The organism is Microbacterium forte (assembly GCF_031885415.1).
Classification (GTDB): domain Bacteria; phylum Actinomycetota; class Actinomycetes; order Actinomycetales; family Microbacteriaceae; genus Microbacterium; species Microbacterium forte.
The window spans coordinates 3735436-3753259 of the sequence record NZ_CP116871.1; the positions used below are offsets into that span (position 1 = coordinate 3735436).

Annotated in this window: 16 protein-coding genes and 1 riboswitch; of the genes, 14 read left to right on the forward strand and 2 right to left on the reverse strand. The window is 69.2% G+C overall.

Annotated elements, in window-relative coordinates:
* The first annotated feature begins 67 nt into the window (after positions 1 to 67).
* The 10 genes from OB895_RS18145 (at position 68) to argH (ending at position 11845) form a co-directional block, all read left to right on the forward strand.
* Positions 68 to 784 carry a ribonuclease FAU-1 family protein gene (locus OB895_RS18145; RefSeq protein WP_079113179.1) on the forward strand — a complete coding sequence of 239 codons (717 nt, stop codon included), beginning with the start codon at positions 68 to 70 and terminating at the stop codon, positions 782 to 784.
* Positions 785 to 848: 64 nt separating this feature from the next.
* A complete protein-coding gene (locus OB895_RS18150) occupies positions 849 to 1814 on the forward strand; it encodes an NAD-dependent epimerase/dehydratase family protein (RefSeq protein WP_079113178.1) in 966 nt (321 codons plus the stop codon).
* A 22-nt stretch (positions 1815 to 1836) separates the two neighbouring features.
* Positions 1837 to 1930, forward strand: a riboswitch (TPP riboswitch).
* Positions 1921 to 2769 (forward strand): hydroxyethylthiazole kinase, encoded by an 849-nt coding sequence (gene thiM / locus OB895_RS18155; protein ID WP_079113177.1) that lies wholly within the window; start codon positions 1921 to 1923, stop codon positions 2767 to 2769. (Overlaps the previous riboswitch by 10 nt.)
* Positions 2766 to 4916, forward strand: a complete 2151-nt coding sequence (locus tag OB895_RS18160; RefSeq protein WP_311878557.1) for a bifunctional hydroxymethylpyrimidine kinase/phosphomethylpyrimidine kinase — start codon at positions 2766 to 2768, stop codon at positions 4914 to 4916. The genes thiM and OB895_RS18160 overlap by 4 nt, the downstream gene beginning before the upstream one ends.
* Positions 4917 to 5160: 244 nt before the next feature.
* Complete coding sequence (argC, locus tag OB895_RS18165) at positions 5161 to 6213, forward strand: N-acetyl-gamma-glutamyl-phosphate reductase (RefSeq protein ID WP_079113175.1); 1053 nt, start codon at positions 5161 to 5163, stop codon at positions 6211 to 6213.
* Complete coding sequence (argJ, locus tag OB895_RS18170) at positions 6210 to 7367, forward strand: bifunctional glutamate N-acetyltransferase/amino-acid acetyltransferase ArgJ (protein WP_079113174.1); 1158 nt, start codon at positions 6210 to 6212, stop codon at positions 7365 to 7367. The genes argC and argJ overlap by 4 nt, the downstream gene beginning before the upstream one ends.
* Positions 7364 to 8281: an acetylglutamate kinase gene (argB, locus tag OB895_RS18175; protein WP_042536571.1), complete on the forward strand. Its 918-nt coding sequence runs from the start codon at positions 7364 to 7366 to the stop codon at positions 8279 to 8281. Before argJ ends, argB begins: the two co-directional genes overlap by 4 nt.
* Positions 8278 to 9489, forward strand: a complete 1212-nt coding sequence (locus tag OB895_RS18180; protein ID WP_079113173.1) for an acetylornithine transaminase — start codon at positions 8278 to 8280, stop codon at positions 9487 to 9489. Before argB ends, OB895_RS18180 begins: the two co-directional genes overlap by 4 nt.
* On the forward strand, positions 9486 to 10415 hold the full coding sequence (argF, locus tag OB895_RS18185; protein WP_042536574.1) for an ornithine carbamoyltransferase: 930 nt from the start codon (positions 9486 to 9488) through the stop codon (positions 10413 to 10415). The genes OB895_RS18180 and argF overlap by 4 nt, the downstream gene beginning before the upstream one ends.
* On the forward strand, positions 10415 to 11845 hold the full coding sequence (gene argH / locus OB895_RS18190; RefSeq protein ID WP_079113172.1) for an argininosuccinate lyase: 1431 nt from the start codon (positions 10415 to 10417) through the stop codon (positions 11843 to 11845). Before argF ends, argH begins: the two co-directional genes overlap by 1 nt.
* A 122-nt stretch (positions 11846 to 11967) precedes the next feature.
* Here the strand turns inward: argH and OB895_RS18195 are convergent, their stop codons facing one another.
* A complete protein-coding gene (locus OB895_RS18195; RefSeq protein ID WP_079113171.1) occupies positions 11968 to 12555 on the reverse strand; it encodes a DUF1349 domain-containing protein in 588 nt (195 codons plus the stop codon).
* Between the two features lie 59 nt (positions 12556 to 12614).
* On the opposite strand from OB895_RS18195, the gene OB895_RS18200 reads away from it, so the two are divergent.
* The 4 genes from OB895_RS18200 to OB895_RS18215 all read left to right on the forward strand — a co-directional run bounded on the left by OB895_RS18200 (position 12615) and on the right by OB895_RS18215 (position 16401).
* Entirely contained in the window at positions 12615 to 13259 is a 645-nt protein-coding gene (locus OB895_RS18200) for a SatD family protein (protein ID WP_042536578.1), read from the forward strand.
* Positions 13256 to 14155, forward strand: coding sequence for a hypothetical protein (locus tag OB895_RS18205; RefSeq protein WP_079113170.1), 900 nt, complete (start codon positions 13256 to 13258; stop codon positions 14153 to 14155). Before OB895_RS18200 ends, OB895_RS18205 begins: the two co-directional genes overlap by 4 nt.
* Before the next feature lie 53 nt (positions 14156 to 14208).
* Positions 14209 to 15510 (forward strand): tyrosine--tRNA ligase, encoded by a 1302-nt coding sequence (gene tyrS / locus OB895_RS18210; protein WP_153302224.1) that lies wholly within the window; start codon positions 14209 to 14211, stop codon positions 15508 to 15510.
* 93 nt (positions 15511 to 15603) lie between these two features.
* Positions 15604 to 16401, forward strand: coding sequence for a DUF4184 family protein (locus OB895_RS18215; protein ID WP_079113169.1), 798 nt, complete (start codon positions 15604 to 15606; stop codon positions 16399 to 16401).
* On the opposite strand, the gene OB895_RS18220 is transcribed toward OB895_RS18215, so the two are convergent.
* A complete protein-coding gene (locus OB895_RS18220; RefSeq protein ID WP_311878564.1) occupies positions 16386 to 17714 on the reverse strand; it encodes a CoA transferase in 1329 nt (442 codons plus the stop codon). The genes OB895_RS18215 and OB895_RS18220 overlap by 16 nt on opposite strands.
* Positions 17715 to 17824 lie beyond the last annotated feature (110 nt).

Below are 17824 nucleotides of genomic sequence, written 5' to 3' on the forward strand. Positions count from 1 at the left end.
GATGTGGAAGTGATCGCCACCGCCGAGCCGACCTGAACCTGGCTTTCCCGCGAGGTAGCGTGTCGTGATGAGCATCCTTCCCCACAGCACGCCTGCGGCGGTTCCCGATGGCGTCCGACCGATGGGCGAGGCGCCCTTCCTCGACCCGGGCGATCAGATCTCCTGGCACTACCGGAAGCCGGGGTGGCAGCCCGGAGACGCGTCGACGATCACACCCATGCGAGTGGTCCGCGACGACGAGCGGGGCCTCGTCGCCTGGCTCGCTCCGGGCACGCTGCAGGAGGGGCAGGGCACTCCGGCAGGCGAGCGCATCCGAACGGTTCCGCTCGAGCGGCGATGGCTGGACCCGCGGACGCGGATCGTGGAGGAGTGGTGGGGCAACGGCATCCTGCGGATCGCCCCCGCAGGCGCCGCGTGGTCGGTGTGGCTCTTCTGGAGCGATGTGAGCGGGGCGGAGTGGCAGTTCGCCGGCTGGTACGTGAACCTCGAGAACGCGCACCTGCGCACCGACCGCGACACCTACTCGTCGGACCACATCCTCGACGTCGAGATCGAGCCGGACGGCCGGGTGCATCTGAAGGATGAGGACGAGCTGATCGCGGCCGTCGAGCAGGGCCGTCTCACATCCGAGCAGGCGGCGCAGATCGAGCGGCACGCCGACGCGGCGATCGCGTCGTACCGCGACGGTGACTGGCCGTTCGCCGCGGAATGGCGCGACTGGCGGCCGGATCCCTCCTGGACCGTCCCGGAGCTCACGGGGCTGTCAGACCTCCGTCCGCGGTGAACCCGGCATCCGCCGTGAGCGGAAGACACTTCCCCTCGCACGGCGGAGATGGTGGCATGGGTCCATGACTGACGTTCTGATCCTCGGCGGGACCGGCTGGCTGTCCGGTCGGATCGCCGGACGCCTGCTGGTGAACGGGGCGGCGGTGATGTGCCTCGCGCGAGGAGGTCGACCGTCCCCGGAGGGTGCGAGCCTGGTTCTGGCCGATCGTGACGACGCCGACGCCTATGACGCCGTCCGCGGTCGCGATTGGGACCACGTGATCGACGTCTCCTCGAATGCGGCGCACGTGGCGGCGGCGGTCGAGGCGCTCGGGGATCGAGCCGCCCGCTGGACGTACGTCTCGTCGGTGTCGGCATACTCCGATGACGAGACGGTCGGGGCGGACGAGTCCGCGCCGTTGCATCAGCCGGCCGGCGCCGGGGATGAGTACGAGTACGGCGCGCAGAAGGTCGCCGCCGAGAACGCGGTTCGCACGCTCGGCGACCGAACGCTGATCGTGCGCCCGGGGCTGATCGTCGGGAAGGGCGACCCGAGCGACCGCTTCGGATACTGGGCTGCGGCGTTCCTGCGCGCTCACGACGAACCCGTGCTGCTGCCCCGTGCAGACGGGCGAGACGTGCAGGTGATCGACGTCGATGACCTGTCGGAGTTCATCAGCACGACGACTGCGACCGGAGTGATCAACACGACCGGCGACCGGCACCCGATGGCCGAGGTCATCGAGGCGGTGCGCAGGCATGCGGATCACCGAGGAGAAACCGTCACGGCCACCGACGACTGGCTCGTGGCGAATGAGGTGGAGTACTGGGCGGGCAAGCGATCGCTGCCGCTCTGGCTCCCGAGCGACGTGACCGGATTCATGACGAGGTCGAACGCGCGCTACCGTGCGGCCGGGGGAGAGCTGCGTCCGCTCGACGAGACCATCGCCGTGGTGATCGAGGACGAGCGGGATCGCGGTGTCGATCGCGAGCGGCGCGCAGGTCTGACCCGGACAGACGAACTCGCGCTGATCCAGCTTCTGCGCTGACGGCGCGCGTCGCTAGACTGCGAGCAGTGACACGGGGTGCCGCATCCGCGGCTGAGAACAGACCCGTCGAACCTGATCTAGTTCGTACTAGCGAAGGGATGTCGCAATGAGCGATCGTCTGCGTCCTGAATCCGAATCGACCCTGGCTGCCGCGGCCGGAGAGCTCCTGTCCGAGCTGCGCGAGAGTGCACCTCTGACCCACTGCATCACCAACAGCGTCGTCACGGGGTTCACCGCCAACGTGCTGCTCGCCCTCGGCGCGGCACCGGCGATGGTCGACATCGTCGACGAAGCAGGAATGTTCGCCGGGGTGGCGTCCGGCGTCCTGATCAACCTCGGAACGCCGACCCCCGAGCAGCGGGCGGCGAGCCTCGAAGCCGCGGCCGGTGCCGTCGCCGCGGGCACTCCGTGGGTGCTGGATCCCGTCGCGATCGGCGCACTCCCGGTGCGCACGGCCCTCGCCCACGAGCTGGTCGCCTCGCGCCCCACGGCGATCAGGGGGAACGCATCCGAGATCCTCGCGCTCGCCGGACTCAGCGCAGGCGGCCGGGGTGTGGACGCGACAGACACGACAGACGATGCGGCAGAGGCAGTGCTCTCACTCGCCGCGCGTCATGGCTCTGTGGTCGCGGTGTCTGGACCGGTCGACCTGGTGACCGATGGCGTCCGTCTGCTGCGCATCGCGAACGGTCACGAGCTGCTCACCCGGGTCACCGGCGGTGGGTGCGCGCTGGGCGCGGTCATGGCCGCGTTCCTCGGCGCGGCGCGCTCGACCTCTGCCGATCCGCTCACGGCGGTGGCGTCGGCGAGCCTCGTCTACACGATCGCCGCCGAGAGGGCCGCGGTGCACGCCTCGGGCCCCGGCACCTTCGCTGTCGCTCTGCTCGACGCGCTCGCCGCCGTGCAGCCGGCTGACCTGGTGGCCTCCGCGCGCGTTCGGGAGAGCGCGCTGTGATCGCCGACCTCTCGCTCTACCTCGTCACGGATCCGGGCCTCTGCAGTGAGCGGGGTGTCGTCGAGACCGTGCGCCTCGCTGTCGACGGGGGAGTGCGCATCGTGCAGCTGCGCGACAAGATCGCGACGGATGCCGAGACCGCCGATCAGCTGGTCGAACTGTCGCGCGTGATCGCCGGCCGTGCGATCCTCCTGGTGAACGACCGGGTCGATGCGGCGCTCGCCGCTCGCGCTCGGGGAGCTCGCGTCGACGGCGTGCATCTCGGTCAGGGCGATGCGTCGGTACTGCGGGCGCGCGAGCGACTGGGTGCCGAGGCGATCATCGGGTTGACGGCGAACACACCCGACCACTTCGACGCGGTGGCGGCTCTGCCTGCGGGCGTGGTCGACTACCTCGGCGTCGGTGTGATCCGCCCCACCGACACGAAGCCCGACCATCCGCCGGTTCTGGGCATCGACGGCTTCCGGTCGCTCATCGAGACGTGCGCCGTGCCCTGCGTGGCCATCGGCGGCGTGGACATCGATGACACTGAGCGACTCCGCGACGCGGGCGCGGCCGGCCTCGCGGTGGTCTCGGCCATCTGCGCCGCGGTCGATCCGAAGCAGACGGCGCAGAGCTTCCTCCGGCGGTGGCGGGCGTCAGGCACGCCGCGGGTGCTCAGCATCGCCGGCAGCGATCCATCGGGCGGTGCGGGGATCCAAGCCGACCTCAAGTCCATCGCCGCGAACGGCGGGTACGGCATGGCGGCTCTGACCGCACTCACCGCTCAGAACACCGTCGGCGTGCGGGCGGTGCATGTGCCGCCCGCGGAGTTCCTGCGGGAGCAGCTCGATGCGATCTCAGACGACATCGTCATCGATGCGGTGAAGATCGGGATGCTGGCGAATGCCGACGTGATCCGTGCGGTCTCCGACTGGCTCGATGCCATGCGGCCGCCGATCGTCGTGCTCGACCCGGTCATGGTCGCGACCAGTGGCGACCGGCTTCTCGACCGGGAGGCCGAGGTCGCGCTGCGCGGACTCCTCGAGCGCGCGCATGTCGTGACGCCCAACCTCGCCGAGCTCGCCGCGCTGGCCGACCATCCGATCGACGGGTGGGATGACGCGCTCGCGGCGGCAGCTGCGCTCTCCGACCGTGTGGGCGCGGCGGTGCTCGTGAAGGGAGGGCATCTCGACGGCGACGACGTGCCCGACGCGGTGATAGACGCTGCCGACGGAGTGAGTCGGGGGTATCCGGGCGCGCGCATCGCGACCCGCAACACGCATGGCACCGGGTGCTCGCTCTCGTCCGCCCTCGCCACCCGCCTCGCCAGGGGCGAGTCCCTCACCGACGCGGTCGCCTCGGCCCGTTCGTGGCTGCGTGAGTCTCTGACGGAGAGCGATGCGCTCCACGTCGGACGAGGACACGGGCCGATCAACCACTTCGGCGGCCTCTGGCGACGTGGCGGACTCGAGACCACCCCCGACCGGGCGCACATCCGCGATCAGTGGTGGGAGCGGATCGCGCACCTGCGGGCAGATATCGACGAGCTGCCCTTCGTCGGCGCTCTCGCCGACGGGACACTCGACCGCGAGTGGTTCCTGTTCTACCTTCGCCAGGATGCGCTGTACCTCCGGGAGTACGCGAGGGTCCTCGCCGAGGCCTCTCGGCTCGCACCGACACCGCACGAGCAGGCGTTCTGGGCGGAGTCCGCGCACGGGGCGATCGCCGGAGAGCTCGAACTCCACGCGTCGTGGCTGACCCCCGGTGCGGGCGTGGAGGCGGAGACTTTCGCCGCTGATCCGGCCCCCGCGACCGTCGCGTACCTCGACCATCTGCGATCGGTCGCCTTCGGCGCAGACTACGCCGAGCTCATCGCCGCCGTGCTGCCGTGCTTCTGGCTCTACACCGATCTCGGGACGCGTCTGCACTCGGGGGCGTTCGGCGAGTACGCCCGCGATCCGCAGCATCCCTATGCATCGTGGCTCGCGACCTACGCCGATCCGGCCTTCGAGGCGGCGACAGAGCAGGCGGTCGGCTACGTGATGGACGCGGCGGCGCAGTCGGATGCCCCGCGGCGTCGACGGATGCTCCGAGCGTTCGAGGTCTCGAGCGCCCACGAGCTCGCGTTCTTCGCGGCGCCGGCGCTCCCCGTGCCTGCCGGATGACGGACCGGATTTGCGCATGCCGCGACGAGCGCGCTATCGTCGCGGCATGCCTTCGGCCGCCACCGCAACTCTGACGCTCGCTCCGAGCGCCATCGCCGTGCGCCGACGCCGCAGCGGCCGCCGACTCTAGGCGACCCTGCGCTTCTGCCTGCGTACGCACGGCGGTCGAGTGCCGGTGTCGCCGCCCCGGTTCCCGACACTGCACCCCGCGTTCGCCGAGGGGTCCGACCGTTAAGGTAGAAGCATGACGTACTCCGTCGCCGTCTCCGGCGCATCCGGCTACGCGGGCGGCGAGATCCTGCGCCTCCTCGCGTCTCATCCCGACATCGAGATCCGCACCGTGACGGCTCACTCGAACGCCGGTCAGCCGCTCGTGCAGCATCAGCCGCACCTGCGGTCTCTCGCTCACCTCACTCTGCAGGACACCACACCTGAGACGCTCGCAGGTCACGACATCGTGTTCCTCGCTCTGCCGCACGGTCAGTCGGGTCAGTACACGGATGCGCTCGGCGACACCCCGCTGGTGATCGACGCCGGGGCCGACCATCGCCTCACCTCGCAGGCGTCCTGGGATGCGTTCTACGGCGGCGACTTCCACGACCCCTGGGCCTACGGGGTCCCCGAGCTGCTCGTCGACGGCATCAAGCAGCGCGAGACGCTGCGCGAGGCGAAGCGGATCGCCGCCCCCGGATGCAATGCATCCACGGTGAGTCTGAGTCTCGCTCCCGGCGTCGCAGCGGGAGTGATCGACGCGGGAGACATCGTCTCGGTGCTCGCCGTCGGCCCCTCGGGTGCGGGGAAGAGCCTCAAGACCAATCTGCTCGCCAGTGAGATCCTCGGCAGCGCCAATCCCTATGCGGTCGGCGGCACCCACCGGCACATCCCCGAGATCCGCCAGGCACTCGCCGCGGCATCCGGTGCTGCCGCCGACGGCATCCGCATCTCCTTCACCCCTGTGCTCGTTCCGATGTCGCGGGGAATCCTCGCCACCTCGACCGCGCCGATCGCCGGTGACGTCAGTGACGCGGAGATCCGCGCCGCCTGGGAGGACGCCTACGGTGACGAGACATTCGTGCAGCTGCTGCCCGAGGGACAGTTCCCGCGCACGGCCGATGTCCTCGGCGCGAACACCGCACTCATCGGCCTCGCGATCGACCGTGCGGCGAACCGCGTGACGGTGGTCGCCGCGGTCGACAATCTCGTCAAGGGCACCGCAGGCGCTGCCATCCAGTCCATGAACCTCGCGTTGGGACTTCCCGAGTCCCGCGCCCTCTCAGTGAACGGAGTCGCACCGTGAGCGTCACCGCCCCCGCAGGATTCGAGGCGGCCGGAGTCGCCGCCGGCCTCAAGTCGACCGGCAAGCCCGATGTCGCCGTGGTCGTCAACCGCGGCCCGCGCAAGGTCGGTGCCGCCGTGTTCACGAGCAACCGCGCCAAGGCCAACCCGATCATCTGGTCGCAGCAGGCCGTCGCCGATCGCGTGGTCGAGGCCGTCGTGCTCAACTCCGGCGGAGCGAACTGTTTCACCGGCAGCTTCGGCTTCCAGACGACGCACCAGACCGCCGAGAAGGCGGCAGAGCTGCTCGGCGTCAGCGCCGGCGACGTCCTCGTCTGCTCGACGGGGCTCATCGGGGTCGGAGACGAGGTCTTCCGCGGCAAGGTGCTCGCGGGCACCGCACAGGCGATCGCCGAGCTGTCGGCCGACGGCGGCGACGTCGCGGCGGAGGCCATCATGACGACCGACAGCGTCTCGAAGACCGCTGTCGTGAGCCGGGACGGCTGGACGATCGGCGGCATGGCGAAGGGCGCGGGCATGCTCGCCCCGGGCCTCGCGACGATGCTCGTCGTCATCACGACGGATGCCGTGCTCGAACCTCTCGAGGCCGACGCGGCGCTGCGATTCGCGACCGGCACGACGTTCGACCGCCTCGACTCCGACGGCTGCATGTCGACCAACGACCAGGTCACGCTGCTCGCCAACGGCGCCTCCGGGGTGGCCCCCGACCTCAAGCACTTCTCTGCTGCCCTCGCCGAGCTCTGCCTGGAACTCGCGGTCAAGCTGCAGAGTGATGCCGAGGGCGCGAGTCATGACATCACCATCGAGGTGCGGCACGCCGCCAGCGAGGGGGAGGCCGTCGAGGTCGGCCGCTCGGTCGCCCGCAACAACCTCTTCAAGGCCGCGATCTTCGGAAACGACCCCAACTGGGGTCGGGTGCTCGCCGCGATCGGCACGACCAACGCGCAGTTCGACCCGTACGACGTCGACGTCTGGATGAACGGCGTCCGCGTGTGCAGCGAGGGCGGCCCCGACCGTCCGCGCGAAGAGGTCGACCTCACCCCTCGCGCCACGCACCTCGTGATCGACCTCAAAGTCGGCGAGGCCACTGCGACGATCCTCACCAACGACCTGACCCACGACTACGTGCACGAGAACAGCGCCTACGCCTCATGACCGACATCCAGGACACCACGCCTGACGTCGCCGCCGTCAAGGCCGCGACGCTCATCGAGTCGCTCCCGTGGCTGAAGAAGTTCCGCGACCAGATCGTCGTCGTGAAGTACGGCGGCAACGCGATGGTCTCGGACGAGCTGCAGGAGGCGTTCGCGCAGGACATCGCGTATCTGAGGTACGTCGGCGTGCTGCCGGTGGTCGTGCATGGCGGTGGGCCCCAGATCTCCGACATGCTGCAGCGCCTCGAGATCCCGAGCGAGTTCAAGGGCGGCTACCGCGTCACCAACACCGAGGCGATCAGCGTGGTGCGCATGGTGCTCACCGGCCAGGTGAACCCGCAGCTGGTCTCGAAGATCAACTCTCATGGTCCGATCGCGACCGGACTCAGCGGCGAGGATGCCGGGCTGTTCGGCGGGCGTCGCCGCGGCGTCGTGATCGACGGCGAGGAGATCGATCTCGGTCGCGTGGGCGACGTCGTCGAGGTGGACCCGACGCCCGTGCTCGACCACCTCGCGGCCGGACGCGTTCCCGTGGTCTCGAGCATCGCCCCCGACCTCGATCACCCGGGCCAGTCGCTGAACGTGAACGCGGATGCCGCGGCTGCCGCGCTCGCCGTGGCTCTCAAGGCGCGCAAGCTCGTCATTCTCACGGATGTCCCCGGGCTGTACGCCGACTGGCCCAACCGCGACTCTCTCGTGTCGCATCTCACCTCGGAGGCTCTCATCGAGATGCTGCCGACCCTCGAATCAGGCATGATCCCGAAGATGAAGGCGTGCCTGGACGCGATCGAGGGCGGCGTCGACGCCGCCGCGATCATCGACGGACGCGTGCCGCACTCGGTGCTCGTCGAACTCTTCACCAGCAAGGGAATCGGAACAGAAGTGGTCATGGGAAGCGCAGGAGTGAAGGCATGAGCAACTGGCAGGATGACGCAGCGAGCGATCTGGTCCTCAACGCAGGTCCCCGGTTGGCGATGCTGACTCGCGGCGAGGGATCGTACCTCTGGGACTCCGAGGGCAAGCGCCACCTCGACTTCCTCGCCGGCATCGCGGTGACCTCGCTCGGTCACGCGCATCCGGTGTTCGTCGAGGCCGTGTCGACGCAGGCCGCGACCCTTGCGCATGTGTCGAACTACTTCGCGACACCGTCGCAGCTCGCGCTCGCCGCACGGTTGAAGCGTCTCGCCGGTGCCGGGATCGATGGGCGCGTGTTCTTCTCGAACTCCGGCGCCGAGGCGAACGAGGCCGCGTTCAAGCTCGCCCGCCTGCACGGCGGGACGGAGAAGCCCCGCATCCTCGCGCTCGAGAACGGATTCCACGGCCGGACCATGGGATCTCTCGCGCTCACGGCGAAGGCGGCCATGCGCGCGCCCTTCGAGCCGATGCCCGGGGGAGTCGAGCACATCCCGGCGACCATCGAGGCACTCGAGGCGGCGATCGACGACCGCGTCGCCGCCGTGATCGTCGAGCCGATCCAAGGTGAGGCAGGCGTCGTCGAGCTTCCTGAGGGATACCTGCAGGCCGCTCGCTCGCTCACTCTCAAGCACGGGGCCCTGCTCATCGTCGATGAGATCCAGACCGGGGCAGGGCGCACGGGCGCCTGGTTCGGCTTCAGCCACGAAGGCATCACGCCTGACGCCATCACGCTCGCGAAGGGCATCGGCGGTGGCTTCCCGATCGGTGCTCTCGTGACCTACGGTGCGGCGAGCTCGCTCTTCACTCCCGGTTCGCACGGCTCCACGTTCGGCGGAAACCCGCTCGCGACGGCCGTCGCAGACGCGGTGCTCACCGAGATCGAGCGCGCAGGCCTCGTCGACAACGCCGCGCGTCGTGGGGAAGAGATCTTCGAGATCATCGCCGATATCGACTCGCCTCTGGTCACGGGAGTGCGTGGCCGCGGGCTCCTGATCGGGGTGGCGCTGGGCGCCCCCGTCGCGAATGAGGTGGTCGCCGCCGCTCAGGAGCGCGGCCTCATCGTGAACGCCGCCAACCCCGAGACCGTGCGCATCGCGCCGGCTCTCACGATCGGAGACGCCGAACTCGCCGAGTTCCGCGAGCTGTTCGCCGCGTCGCTCTCCGACGTCCAGACCTCCCTCGCCGAATCCGGAAAGGCCCTCGCATGACCCGCCACCTGCTGCGTGACGACGATCTGACCCCCGCTGAGCAGGCGGAGATCCTCGATCTCGCCATCGAGCTGAAGAAGGACCGCTGGGCGAACAAGGCCCTCGAAGGCCCCCAGACGGTCGCGGTGATCTTCGACAAGTCCTCCACCCGCACCCGTGTCTCGTTCGCCGTCGGCATCGCCGACCTCGGCGGGTCGCCGTTGATCATCTCGACCGCGAGCAGTCAGCTGGGCGGCAAGGAGACTCCGTCGGACACCGCCCGGGTGCTCGAGCGTCAGGTCGCGGCGATCGTCTGGCGCACGTACGCGCAGGCAGGGCTCGAAGAGATGGCCGCAGGCACCACGGTGCCCGTCGTCAACGCACTCTCGGACGACTTCCACCCGTGTCAGCTGCTCGCCGACCTGCTCACGATCCGCGAGCACAAGGGCGACCTGAAAGGGCTGACCCTGACGTTCTTCGGCGACGGGCAGAGCAACATGGCGCATTCCTACGCGCTGGCCGGGGTCACCGCGGGTATGCACGTGCGCATCGCCTCGCCCGCCGACTACGCGCCGCGTGCGGACATCGTCGAGGCGGCCGACCGCCGTGCGGCGGAGACCGGCGGCTCGATCACCCTGTTCACCGATGCGGTCGAGGCTGCGGCCGGTGCCGACGTCGTGGTCACCGACACCTGGGTGTCGATGGGCAAGGAAGAGGAGAAGCTCGCGCGCATCCGCGATCTCGGTGGCTACAAGGTGACGCCGGAGACGATGGAGATCGCCGACTCGGAGGCCATCTTCATCCACTGCCTTCCCGCCGACCGAGGCTACGAGGTCGACTCCGAGGTCATCGACGGACCGCAGAGCGTCGTCTGGGACGAGGCCGAGAACCGCCTCCACGCCCAGAAGGCCCTGCTCGTCTGGCTGCTCGACAAGAAGGACGCATGATGGTCGACGCGAAGAACGAGGGCACGAACGAAGGCGCGCTGTGGGGAGCCCGCTTCGCGAGCGGCCCGTCGCCCGAGCTCGTCGAGCTCAGCCGGTCGACGCATTTCGACTGGATCCTCGCACCGTATGACATCGCCGGGTCGCACGCGCACGCGACGGCTCTCGCGGCTGCCGGTTACCTCGACCCCGACGAGGCAGCCAAGATGCACGAAGGGCTCGATGCCGTGGCGCGCAAGGTCGCCGACGGCACCCTGCGGCCCGTCCCCTCGGATGAAGACGTGCACGGGGCTCTCGAGCAGGCCCTGATCGCCGAGCTCGGCCCGGAGCTGGGTGGACGTCTTCGTGCGGGACGCAGTCGCAACGACCAGATCGCCACCCTGGTGCGCATGTACCTGATCGACCACGCCCGCGTGATCGCGCGAGACCTGCTGCGGGTCATCGACGCCCTCGTCGCGCAGGCGGAGGCTCATCCTGACGCGATCCTCCCCGGACGAACGCATCTGCAGCACGCACAGCCGGTGCTCCTCGCGCATCACCTGCAGGCCCACGGGTGGCCGCTCGTGCGCGAGCTCGAGCGTCTGGTCGACTGGCGTCGCCGTGCCGGTGTCTCGCCGTACGGCGGCGGAGCCCTCGCGGGCTCGACGCTCGGACTCGACCCCGCGCTGGTCGCATCCGAACTCGGACTCGACCGCCCGGCCGAGAACTCGCTCGACGGAACCGCGGCGCGTGATGTCGTCGCGGAGTTCGCCTTCATCACGGCCATGACCGGGGTCGACATCTCGCGTCTGAGTGAGGAGATCATCCTCTGGAACACTCGCGAGTTCGGCTTCGTCACTCTGCACGACGGGTATTCGACCGGCTCGAGCATCATGCCGCAGAAGAAGAACCCCGACATCGCCGAGCTCGCTCGCGGCAAGTCGGGGCGCCTGATCGGCAACCTGTCTGGGCTGATGGCCACGCTCAAGGGGCTTCCGCTGGCCTACAACCGCGACCTTCAGGAAGACAAGGAGCCGGTCTTCGACTCGGTGCAGACCCTCGAGGTCGTGCTGCCGGCCTTCGCCGGGATGATCGCGACGCTGCGCTTCGACACCGAGCGCATGGCAGCCCTCGCACCTCAGGGGTTCTCGCTCGCGACCGACGTCGCCGAGTGGCTCGTGAAGCGCCGTGTGCCGTTCCGCGATGCGCACGAGATCTCCGGCGCGCTGGTGCGTGCCTGCGAAGAGCGGGGGATCGGTCTCGAAGACGCATCCGACGAGCTGCTGATCTCGGTGTCGCCCCACCTCGTGCCCGAGGTGCGAGAGGTGCTCACGATCGAGGGTTCCGTGGCTTCCCGCACGGGCGTCGGCGGAACGGCTCCCGTCCGGGTAGCCGAGCAGCGTGCCGAGCTGGTCGCCAGAGCACAGGCGGCTGCACACGCGCTGGGGCTCTAGCCGACGAACAGGTGGAGCGCAGCGACCTGCACGACCCCAGACGGCCCGCGGAACTCTCGGCGAGAGTTCCGCGGGCCGTTCGGCGCTCCGCAGAGCGTTCCGTGGGCGTTCGCGCGGTGGGGTCAGTGCAGTGCGACGTCTGCCGCCGAGCGCGTCCAGCGGGTGAAGCGGACGACGAGTCCGGAGCGCGTGGGGCCCGCGAGGAACGGGCCGGCGGATGCCGTGGCCTCACCGTCGAACGGCGCCACGCGCACCAGGCGCCATTCGCCGTCGTCGGCGCGTGCACGCACGATCACGGCATCCGGCCAGCGGCTCACACGAACCGTGATCTCGCTGCCGTGCCAGTCGTCGACATAGCCGACCGACCAGTCCGAGCGGATGTCGGTGACGACGGCGCCGAGACCGAGATGGCCGTCGGCGTACTCGACTCCCGCTTTGATCCAGTGCTCGTCGTCGGTGCGCACGAAGACTCCGGCCTGGTCGAACTGGCCGTCCCAGGGGGCGCGGAACGACACGTCCATCGCCTCGCCCACTTCCAGGGGTGCGAGCAGCGCGTGCTCGGTGTCGTGCACGAACCCGTAGGCGGTGTGCCGCCAGGCGTCGCTCCCTTCTACGGCGGTCGCGTCCAGGTGGTCGCCGTCGGAGGCGAGATGAGCGGGAGCGTGGGTCCACGACCCTTCGGACCAGGGGATGATGTCTGATTCAGGCATGTTCTTAGACTATAGCCAAATAAGGCATAAATGGAAGTTATTCGTGATACGGTTATCACATGGTCATCGCCGTACTCGCCGACATCGTGGGCTCTCGCAAGCTCGACGATCGTTCGGCAGCGCAGCGCATCCTCGATGACGCGATCGCTCGCGTCGAGGAGCATCTGCCCCTCGCGCACCACGCGCTGACGCCCACGGTGGGGGATGAGCAGCAGGGCGTGTACCTCGAACTCGAGGACGCGATGGTGTCGCTGCTGATGATCCAGCTCGCGCTTCCCGACGGCATCGCCTTCCGATTCGGGATCGGCGTCGGCGATGTGCGTTCGGTCGACTCCGTGCACGGCGAACTCGCCGATGGGCCGGGGTGGTACGCGGCACGCGCCGCGATCGAGACCGTGCACGCGAGGGAGAACCGCACCGTGCCGCGCACGCGGACGTGGATTGTCGGAGCCCCGGGGCAGGATGAGGTCATGGAGAGCACCATCGCCGCGTCGAACGCCTACCTCCTCGTCCGCGACGAGCTGGTCGGGGCGATGAACGAGCGTGAACGGCGTCTGACCTATGGGCGCCTGGTCGGCAGGTCGCAGCACGACCTCGCGGCTGAGGAGGGCATCTCGCAGCCCAGCGTCTCGAAGTCGCTGCGCAGCGCCGGCAGCGCCGCCCTCATCGAAGGGGTGGCCGCGCTGAGGGGGTCGAGCGCATGATCGTCGCCGGATTCATCCTGCTGGCCGTGGGCTCAGCCGATCTCGTGCGCCAGTTCGCCCCACGCCGATGGGTCGGCTACCTCACTGTCGCAGTGATGCTCCTTCTGCTCGGCAGCGTGAGCGACGCGCTGCTGCCCATGGTCCTCGGGCTCGTGGTCGGCGCGCTCTGGGTGTGGTGCATGCCGGCGGAGAGGCGCGCGCCACTCGGTTTCTGGCCCGCCGTGCTGCTCGGTGGGCTGAGCATCGGATCGGTCGTGTGGCTGGGGGCTCGCACGGATGCCGGCCTGATCGGGTCTGTGTGGAGTGTGCGCTCCCCGTTCGGAGAGATCCCGTTCGATCTCGCGCTCCTCACCGTGGGCACAGGGGTGTTCCTGTTGGAGTCCGCGAATCTCGTGGTCCGGGCAGCGCTCGACGGCGAGCACACGTGGCGGCCTGCCGAGTTGAGGCGAGCCGCGGTGCTCGACTCTCCAGACGGGCAGCCGACTGCGTCCGACACCCCGGTCGCGCATCCGGTGGTCCCTGGCGCCCAGGCTGACGACGGCGTGATCGGAGTCATCGGTGAGGCCGGCGTGGGTGCGGCAGACACGGTGGCCGCAGCGCAGTCCGAGCCGGCGGGCGAAGCCGACGCCGTGCCCGCACGCGATCCCCGGGCGGGTTTCAAGGGCGGGCGACTGATCGGCCCGCTCGAACGCATCCTCGTGATGCTTCTCACCCTGGCCGCCGCGTATCCGATTCTCGCCGCGATGCTGGCAGCCAAGGGAATCGTCCGCTTCCCCGAGATCTCTCGAGACGGGGAGACCGGAGCCCGCGCAGAGTACTTCCTCGTCGGCAGCCTCGTGAGCTGGGTCATCGGGTTGGGGGCCGCATTCCTGGTGTGGTGGGCGGCGCACAGCTGATCGGACGCGGTCACGGCGATTCGCCTGCCCCGACCGCTGATAGCCTGGGGCGCGTGTCGAATTCCGCTCTGACGACGGCCCCGCCGGCGATCGACCCCACGTTCGAGAACGTGTGGGACGAACTGCTGTGGCGCGGCCTCGTCCACGTGTCCACTGACCAGGAGGCGCTGCGCGCCCTTCTCGCCGGGGACCCGATCACGTATTACTGCGGTTTCGACCCCACTGCTCCCAGCCTGCACCTCGGAAACCTGGTGCAGCTGCTGACGCTGCGTCGCATTCAGCTCGCCGGCCACAAGCCGCTCGGCCTCGTCGGCGGCTCCACCGGTCTGATCGGCGACCCTCGGCCGACGGCGGAGCGCACACTCAACACCCGTGAGACGGTCGAGGAGTGGGTGGGGCGCCTGCGGACGCAGGTCGAGCGCTACCTGAGCTTCGAGGGCGAGAACGCGGCGCGAATCGTCAACAACCTCGACTGGACCGCGCCGCTGTCGGCGATCGACTTCCTGCGCGAGATCGGCAAGTACTACCGTGTCGGCACGATGCTCAAGAAGGATGCTGTCGCCGCGCGTCTGAACTCGGACGAGGGCATCAGCTACACCGAGTTCAGCTACCAGATCCTGCAGGGGATGGACTTCCTCGAGCTCTACCGGCAGTACGACTGCGTTCTGCAGACGGGCGGCTCCGACCAGTGGGGCAACCTGACCAGCGGCACCGACCTCATCCGTCGCGCCGAAGGGGCCTCGGCGCACGCCATCGGCACACCGCTGATCACGAACAGCGACGGGACCAAGTTCGGCAAGAGCGAGGGCAACGCCGTCTGGCTCGACCCCGAGATGTGCAGCCCGTACCGGATGTACCAGTTCTGGCTGAGCACCGCGGATGCCGACGTGATCGAGCGGCTCAAGGTGTTCACTTTCCTGACCCGTGCAGAGATCGAGGAGTACGAGGCTCTCGTCGAGTCCGAGCCGTTCCGGCGTGCAGCGCAGAAGCGCCTCGCGCTCGAGGTCGTGGCGACCGTCCACGGGATCGATGCGACGGCCGCCGTGATCGCGGCATCCGAAGCGCTGTTCGGTCAGGGCGACCTGACCGCTCTCGACGCGTCGACGCTGCGCACCGCCCTCGAGGAGCTCCCGCACGCGACAGTCGACGCCGGTTCACCGGTCGTGGATGCGCTCGTCGCCACGGGGCTGGTATCCAGCCTGTCCGAAGCGCGCCGCGCGATCAGTCAGGGCGGGGTGTCGCTCGACGGCGCACGCGTCGAGGACGACTCGGCCACAGTCCAGGGGACTCTTCCGGGCGGGGTCTCCGTGCTGCGCCGCGGCAAGAAGACTCTCGCGGGAGTCTTCCTCGGCTGAAGATCTGTTGCTGATCGTGTGACGGCGGTCGTCTGAGGATTCTCGGGCGACCGCCGTCGCGCTTCCCCCCCACCCAGCTCGTCAGGAGAGCCGATGCCGTTCACGCCGAGTCACGCGCTGGTCGCCCTGCCCTTCATCCGCACCCCGCTCGTGCCCGCCGCGATCGCGATCGGAGCCATGACGCCGGACCTTCCCCTGTTCCTCAGGGGGGTCGGCCTCCCGTATTCGTTCACCCACACGTTCGGCAACGTGCTCTGGACAGCGCTGGTCGCGTTCGTCCTGTTTCTGCTGTGGCGCGTGGTGCTGCGCCCGGCGGTCGGCGAACTGTCGCCGCTCTGGCTGGCTCGGCGACTGCCCGTCGAGTGGGCGCAGTCCGGTATCGAGGCGGCCAGAGCGGCCGTCGGCGTCGGGGCGCAGAATCGGCTGTATCCCCTCATGCTCGCGGCGTCGCTGGTGCTGGGCGTCCTGACGCACATCGTCTGGGATCTGTTCACGCACGAGGGGCGATGGGGAGTGGATGCGCTTCCCGCGCTGGACGACATGTGGGGGCCGCTCACCGGGTACAAATGGCTGCAGCACGGATCGAGCGTGATCGGGTTGCTCATCATCGGCATCTGGGCGATCCGACGGCTGCAGAGCGCCGACCCTCGCGAAGACGTCGAGCGCGCGATGCCGGCAGCCGTCAGGCTCGCCTGGTGGCTGTCGCTTCCCGCAGTGCTGGTCACCGCGTGGATCCTGGGATACGCGGCATACGGACCCTTCACCGCGGGGTTCACGTATCAGCATCTGGCCTATCGGATGCTGCCGCCGGCCTGTGCGCTGTGGGGTGTCCTGACACTCGCATTGTGCCTCTCACTGCCGTTGTTCCGCCGTCTTCACCAGCGCGGCTGATCCGACCCCCAGCGGTGGGGAGCCGCGAACTCGAGGCCGGGGAGCACTGACGCGGCGGTGGTGACCGTCTGCCCGGCGACATCGAACACGGAGGTGTGGGCGGTGAGGTCCAGCTCCTGCCCCGCTTCCGGCTGGGAGCACCGCGGCATGCCGAGAAGCTCGGCTGCGACGCGACGCAGTGAGGTCCGCACCACCCAGCCGCCGCCCTCACGCCGCCGTCGTTCGAGCAGCGAGACGACCGCGGCCGCGAGAAGATACCCCGTGCTGTGGTCGAGGGCCTGCGCGGGCAGAACCCCGGGGCGATCACCGTCGGGGCTCTCGATCATGGATATCCCGGACTCCGCCTGCACCAGGCTGTCGAACCCGGCTCTCGACGGCTCGTCGATTCCCCACGCGCTGAGCTGGGCGACCACCAGCGCAGGATGCCGTTCGAGGAGTGCAGATGCAGAGAGACCGAGGCGGTCGAGGGATTCCGGCCGATACCCCAGGACGACGACGTCGGCCGCAGCGAGCAGCTCCTCGAACCGATCTGTGCGGGCCTCGAGCAATGTCGACCTCTTGCCGTGGCCGGTATCGAGGTGCTGCCATTCGGGTTCGACCAGGTCCGGTGGGTCGACGCGAAGCACGTCGGCGCCCAGAAGTGCGAGAGTGCGGGTGCAGACAGGGCCGGCGATCACTCGTGTCAGGTCGAGTACTCGCACGCCGGTGAGAGGCGCGAGACTGTGCCGTTCATCGGTCCCGTGTCGCCCGGGGCGAGGTGCGAGGTCGATCCGCTCGACCTGGAGCAGGGGAGTGGCGCGCAGTCTCGCGTCGCGCTCTGGGTTCTCCTGCAGCACCGGCACTGCCAGCCCGCGTGCGAGCGTGATCCGCTCGACCGCCTCGGTGACACTCAGCGGCAGGATGGCAGTGCGCACATCGTCGGCGTCGGCGTCGGCGGTCAGTCCGAGCCCGGCCTGCAGGCGCGTCGCGTGGTGCGGATAGTTTCCGTGCGTGCGGACCCACCGGTCGGATGCTCGGAAGAACCCCGAGTACGGCGACCAGACATCGGGGGAGAGACCATCGATCGTCAGAGCCCGATCGCTCCGATATGCGGCGGCGATGCGATCGGGGTCGGGAGAAGGGCCTATGCCGGACGCCAGACAGACGGCGCGCACGCTCGCCCATGCCAGATCACCCGTTGCCAGGCGCGATGGGAGGGGCACGGCATGAGGGGGCGGCGCAGCGCTGGCGGCGGGGTGCGGCTCGACACCGAGCTCTGCCCACACCCGGTCCAACAGCCCGAGAGCGGGGTCGAGATTCGTCGGCTCGTTCACGCTGCGATCGTACTCGTGGCGGCGATGTGAGACGAATACCGGCGCTGGACTGGGAAAAGATCCATCGAACGATGCGGCGACACGCCCGGGGGTGGTGGCCCGATTTGCCA

Coding starts and splice junctions, on each gene's coding strand:
- argC (WP_079113175.1), top strand. CDS start 5,161: ATGACGTACTCCGTCGCCGTCTCCGGCGCATCCGGCTACGCGGGCGGC.
- argH (WP_079113172.1), top strand. CDS start 10,415: ATGGTCGACGCGAAGAACGAGGGCACGAACGAAGGCGCGCTGTGGGGA.
- OB895_RS18150 (WP_079113178.1), top strand. CDS start 849: ATGACTGACGTTCTGATCCTCGGCGGGACCGGCTGGCTGTCCGGTCGG.
- OB895_RS18200 (WP_042536578.1), top strand. CDS start 12,615: ATGGTCATCGCCGTACTCGCCGACATCGTGGGCTCTCGCAAGCTCGAC.
- OB895_RS18195 (WP_079113171.1), bottom strand. CDS start 12,555: ATGCCTGAATCAGACATCATCCCCTGGTCCGAAGGGTCGTGGACCCAC.
- OB895_RS18215 (WP_079113169.1), top strand. CDS start 15,604: ATGCCGTTCACGCCGAGTCACGCGCTGGTCGCCCTGCCCTTCATCCGC.
- OB895_RS18145 (WP_079113179.1), top strand. CDS start 68: ATGAGCATCCTTCCCCACAGCACGCCTGCGGCGGTTCCCGATGGCGTC.
- argF (WP_042536574.1), top strand. CDS start 9,486: ATGACCCGCCACCTGCTGCGTGACGACGATCTGACCCCCGCTGAGCAG.
- thiM (WP_079113177.1), top strand. CDS start 1,921: ATGAGCGATCGTCTGCGTCCTGAATCCGAATCGACCCTGGCTGCCGCG.
- argB (WP_042536571.1), top strand. CDS start 7,364: ATGACCGACATCCAGGACACCACGCCTGACGTCGCCGCCGTCAAGGCC.
- OB895_RS18180 (WP_079113173.1), top strand. CDS start 8,278: ATGAGCAACTGGCAGGATGACGCAGCGAGCGATCTGGTCCTCAACGCA.
- OB895_RS18205 (WP_079113170.1), top strand. CDS start 13,256: ATGATCGTCGCCGGATTCATCCTGCTGGCCGTGGGCTCAGCCGATCTC.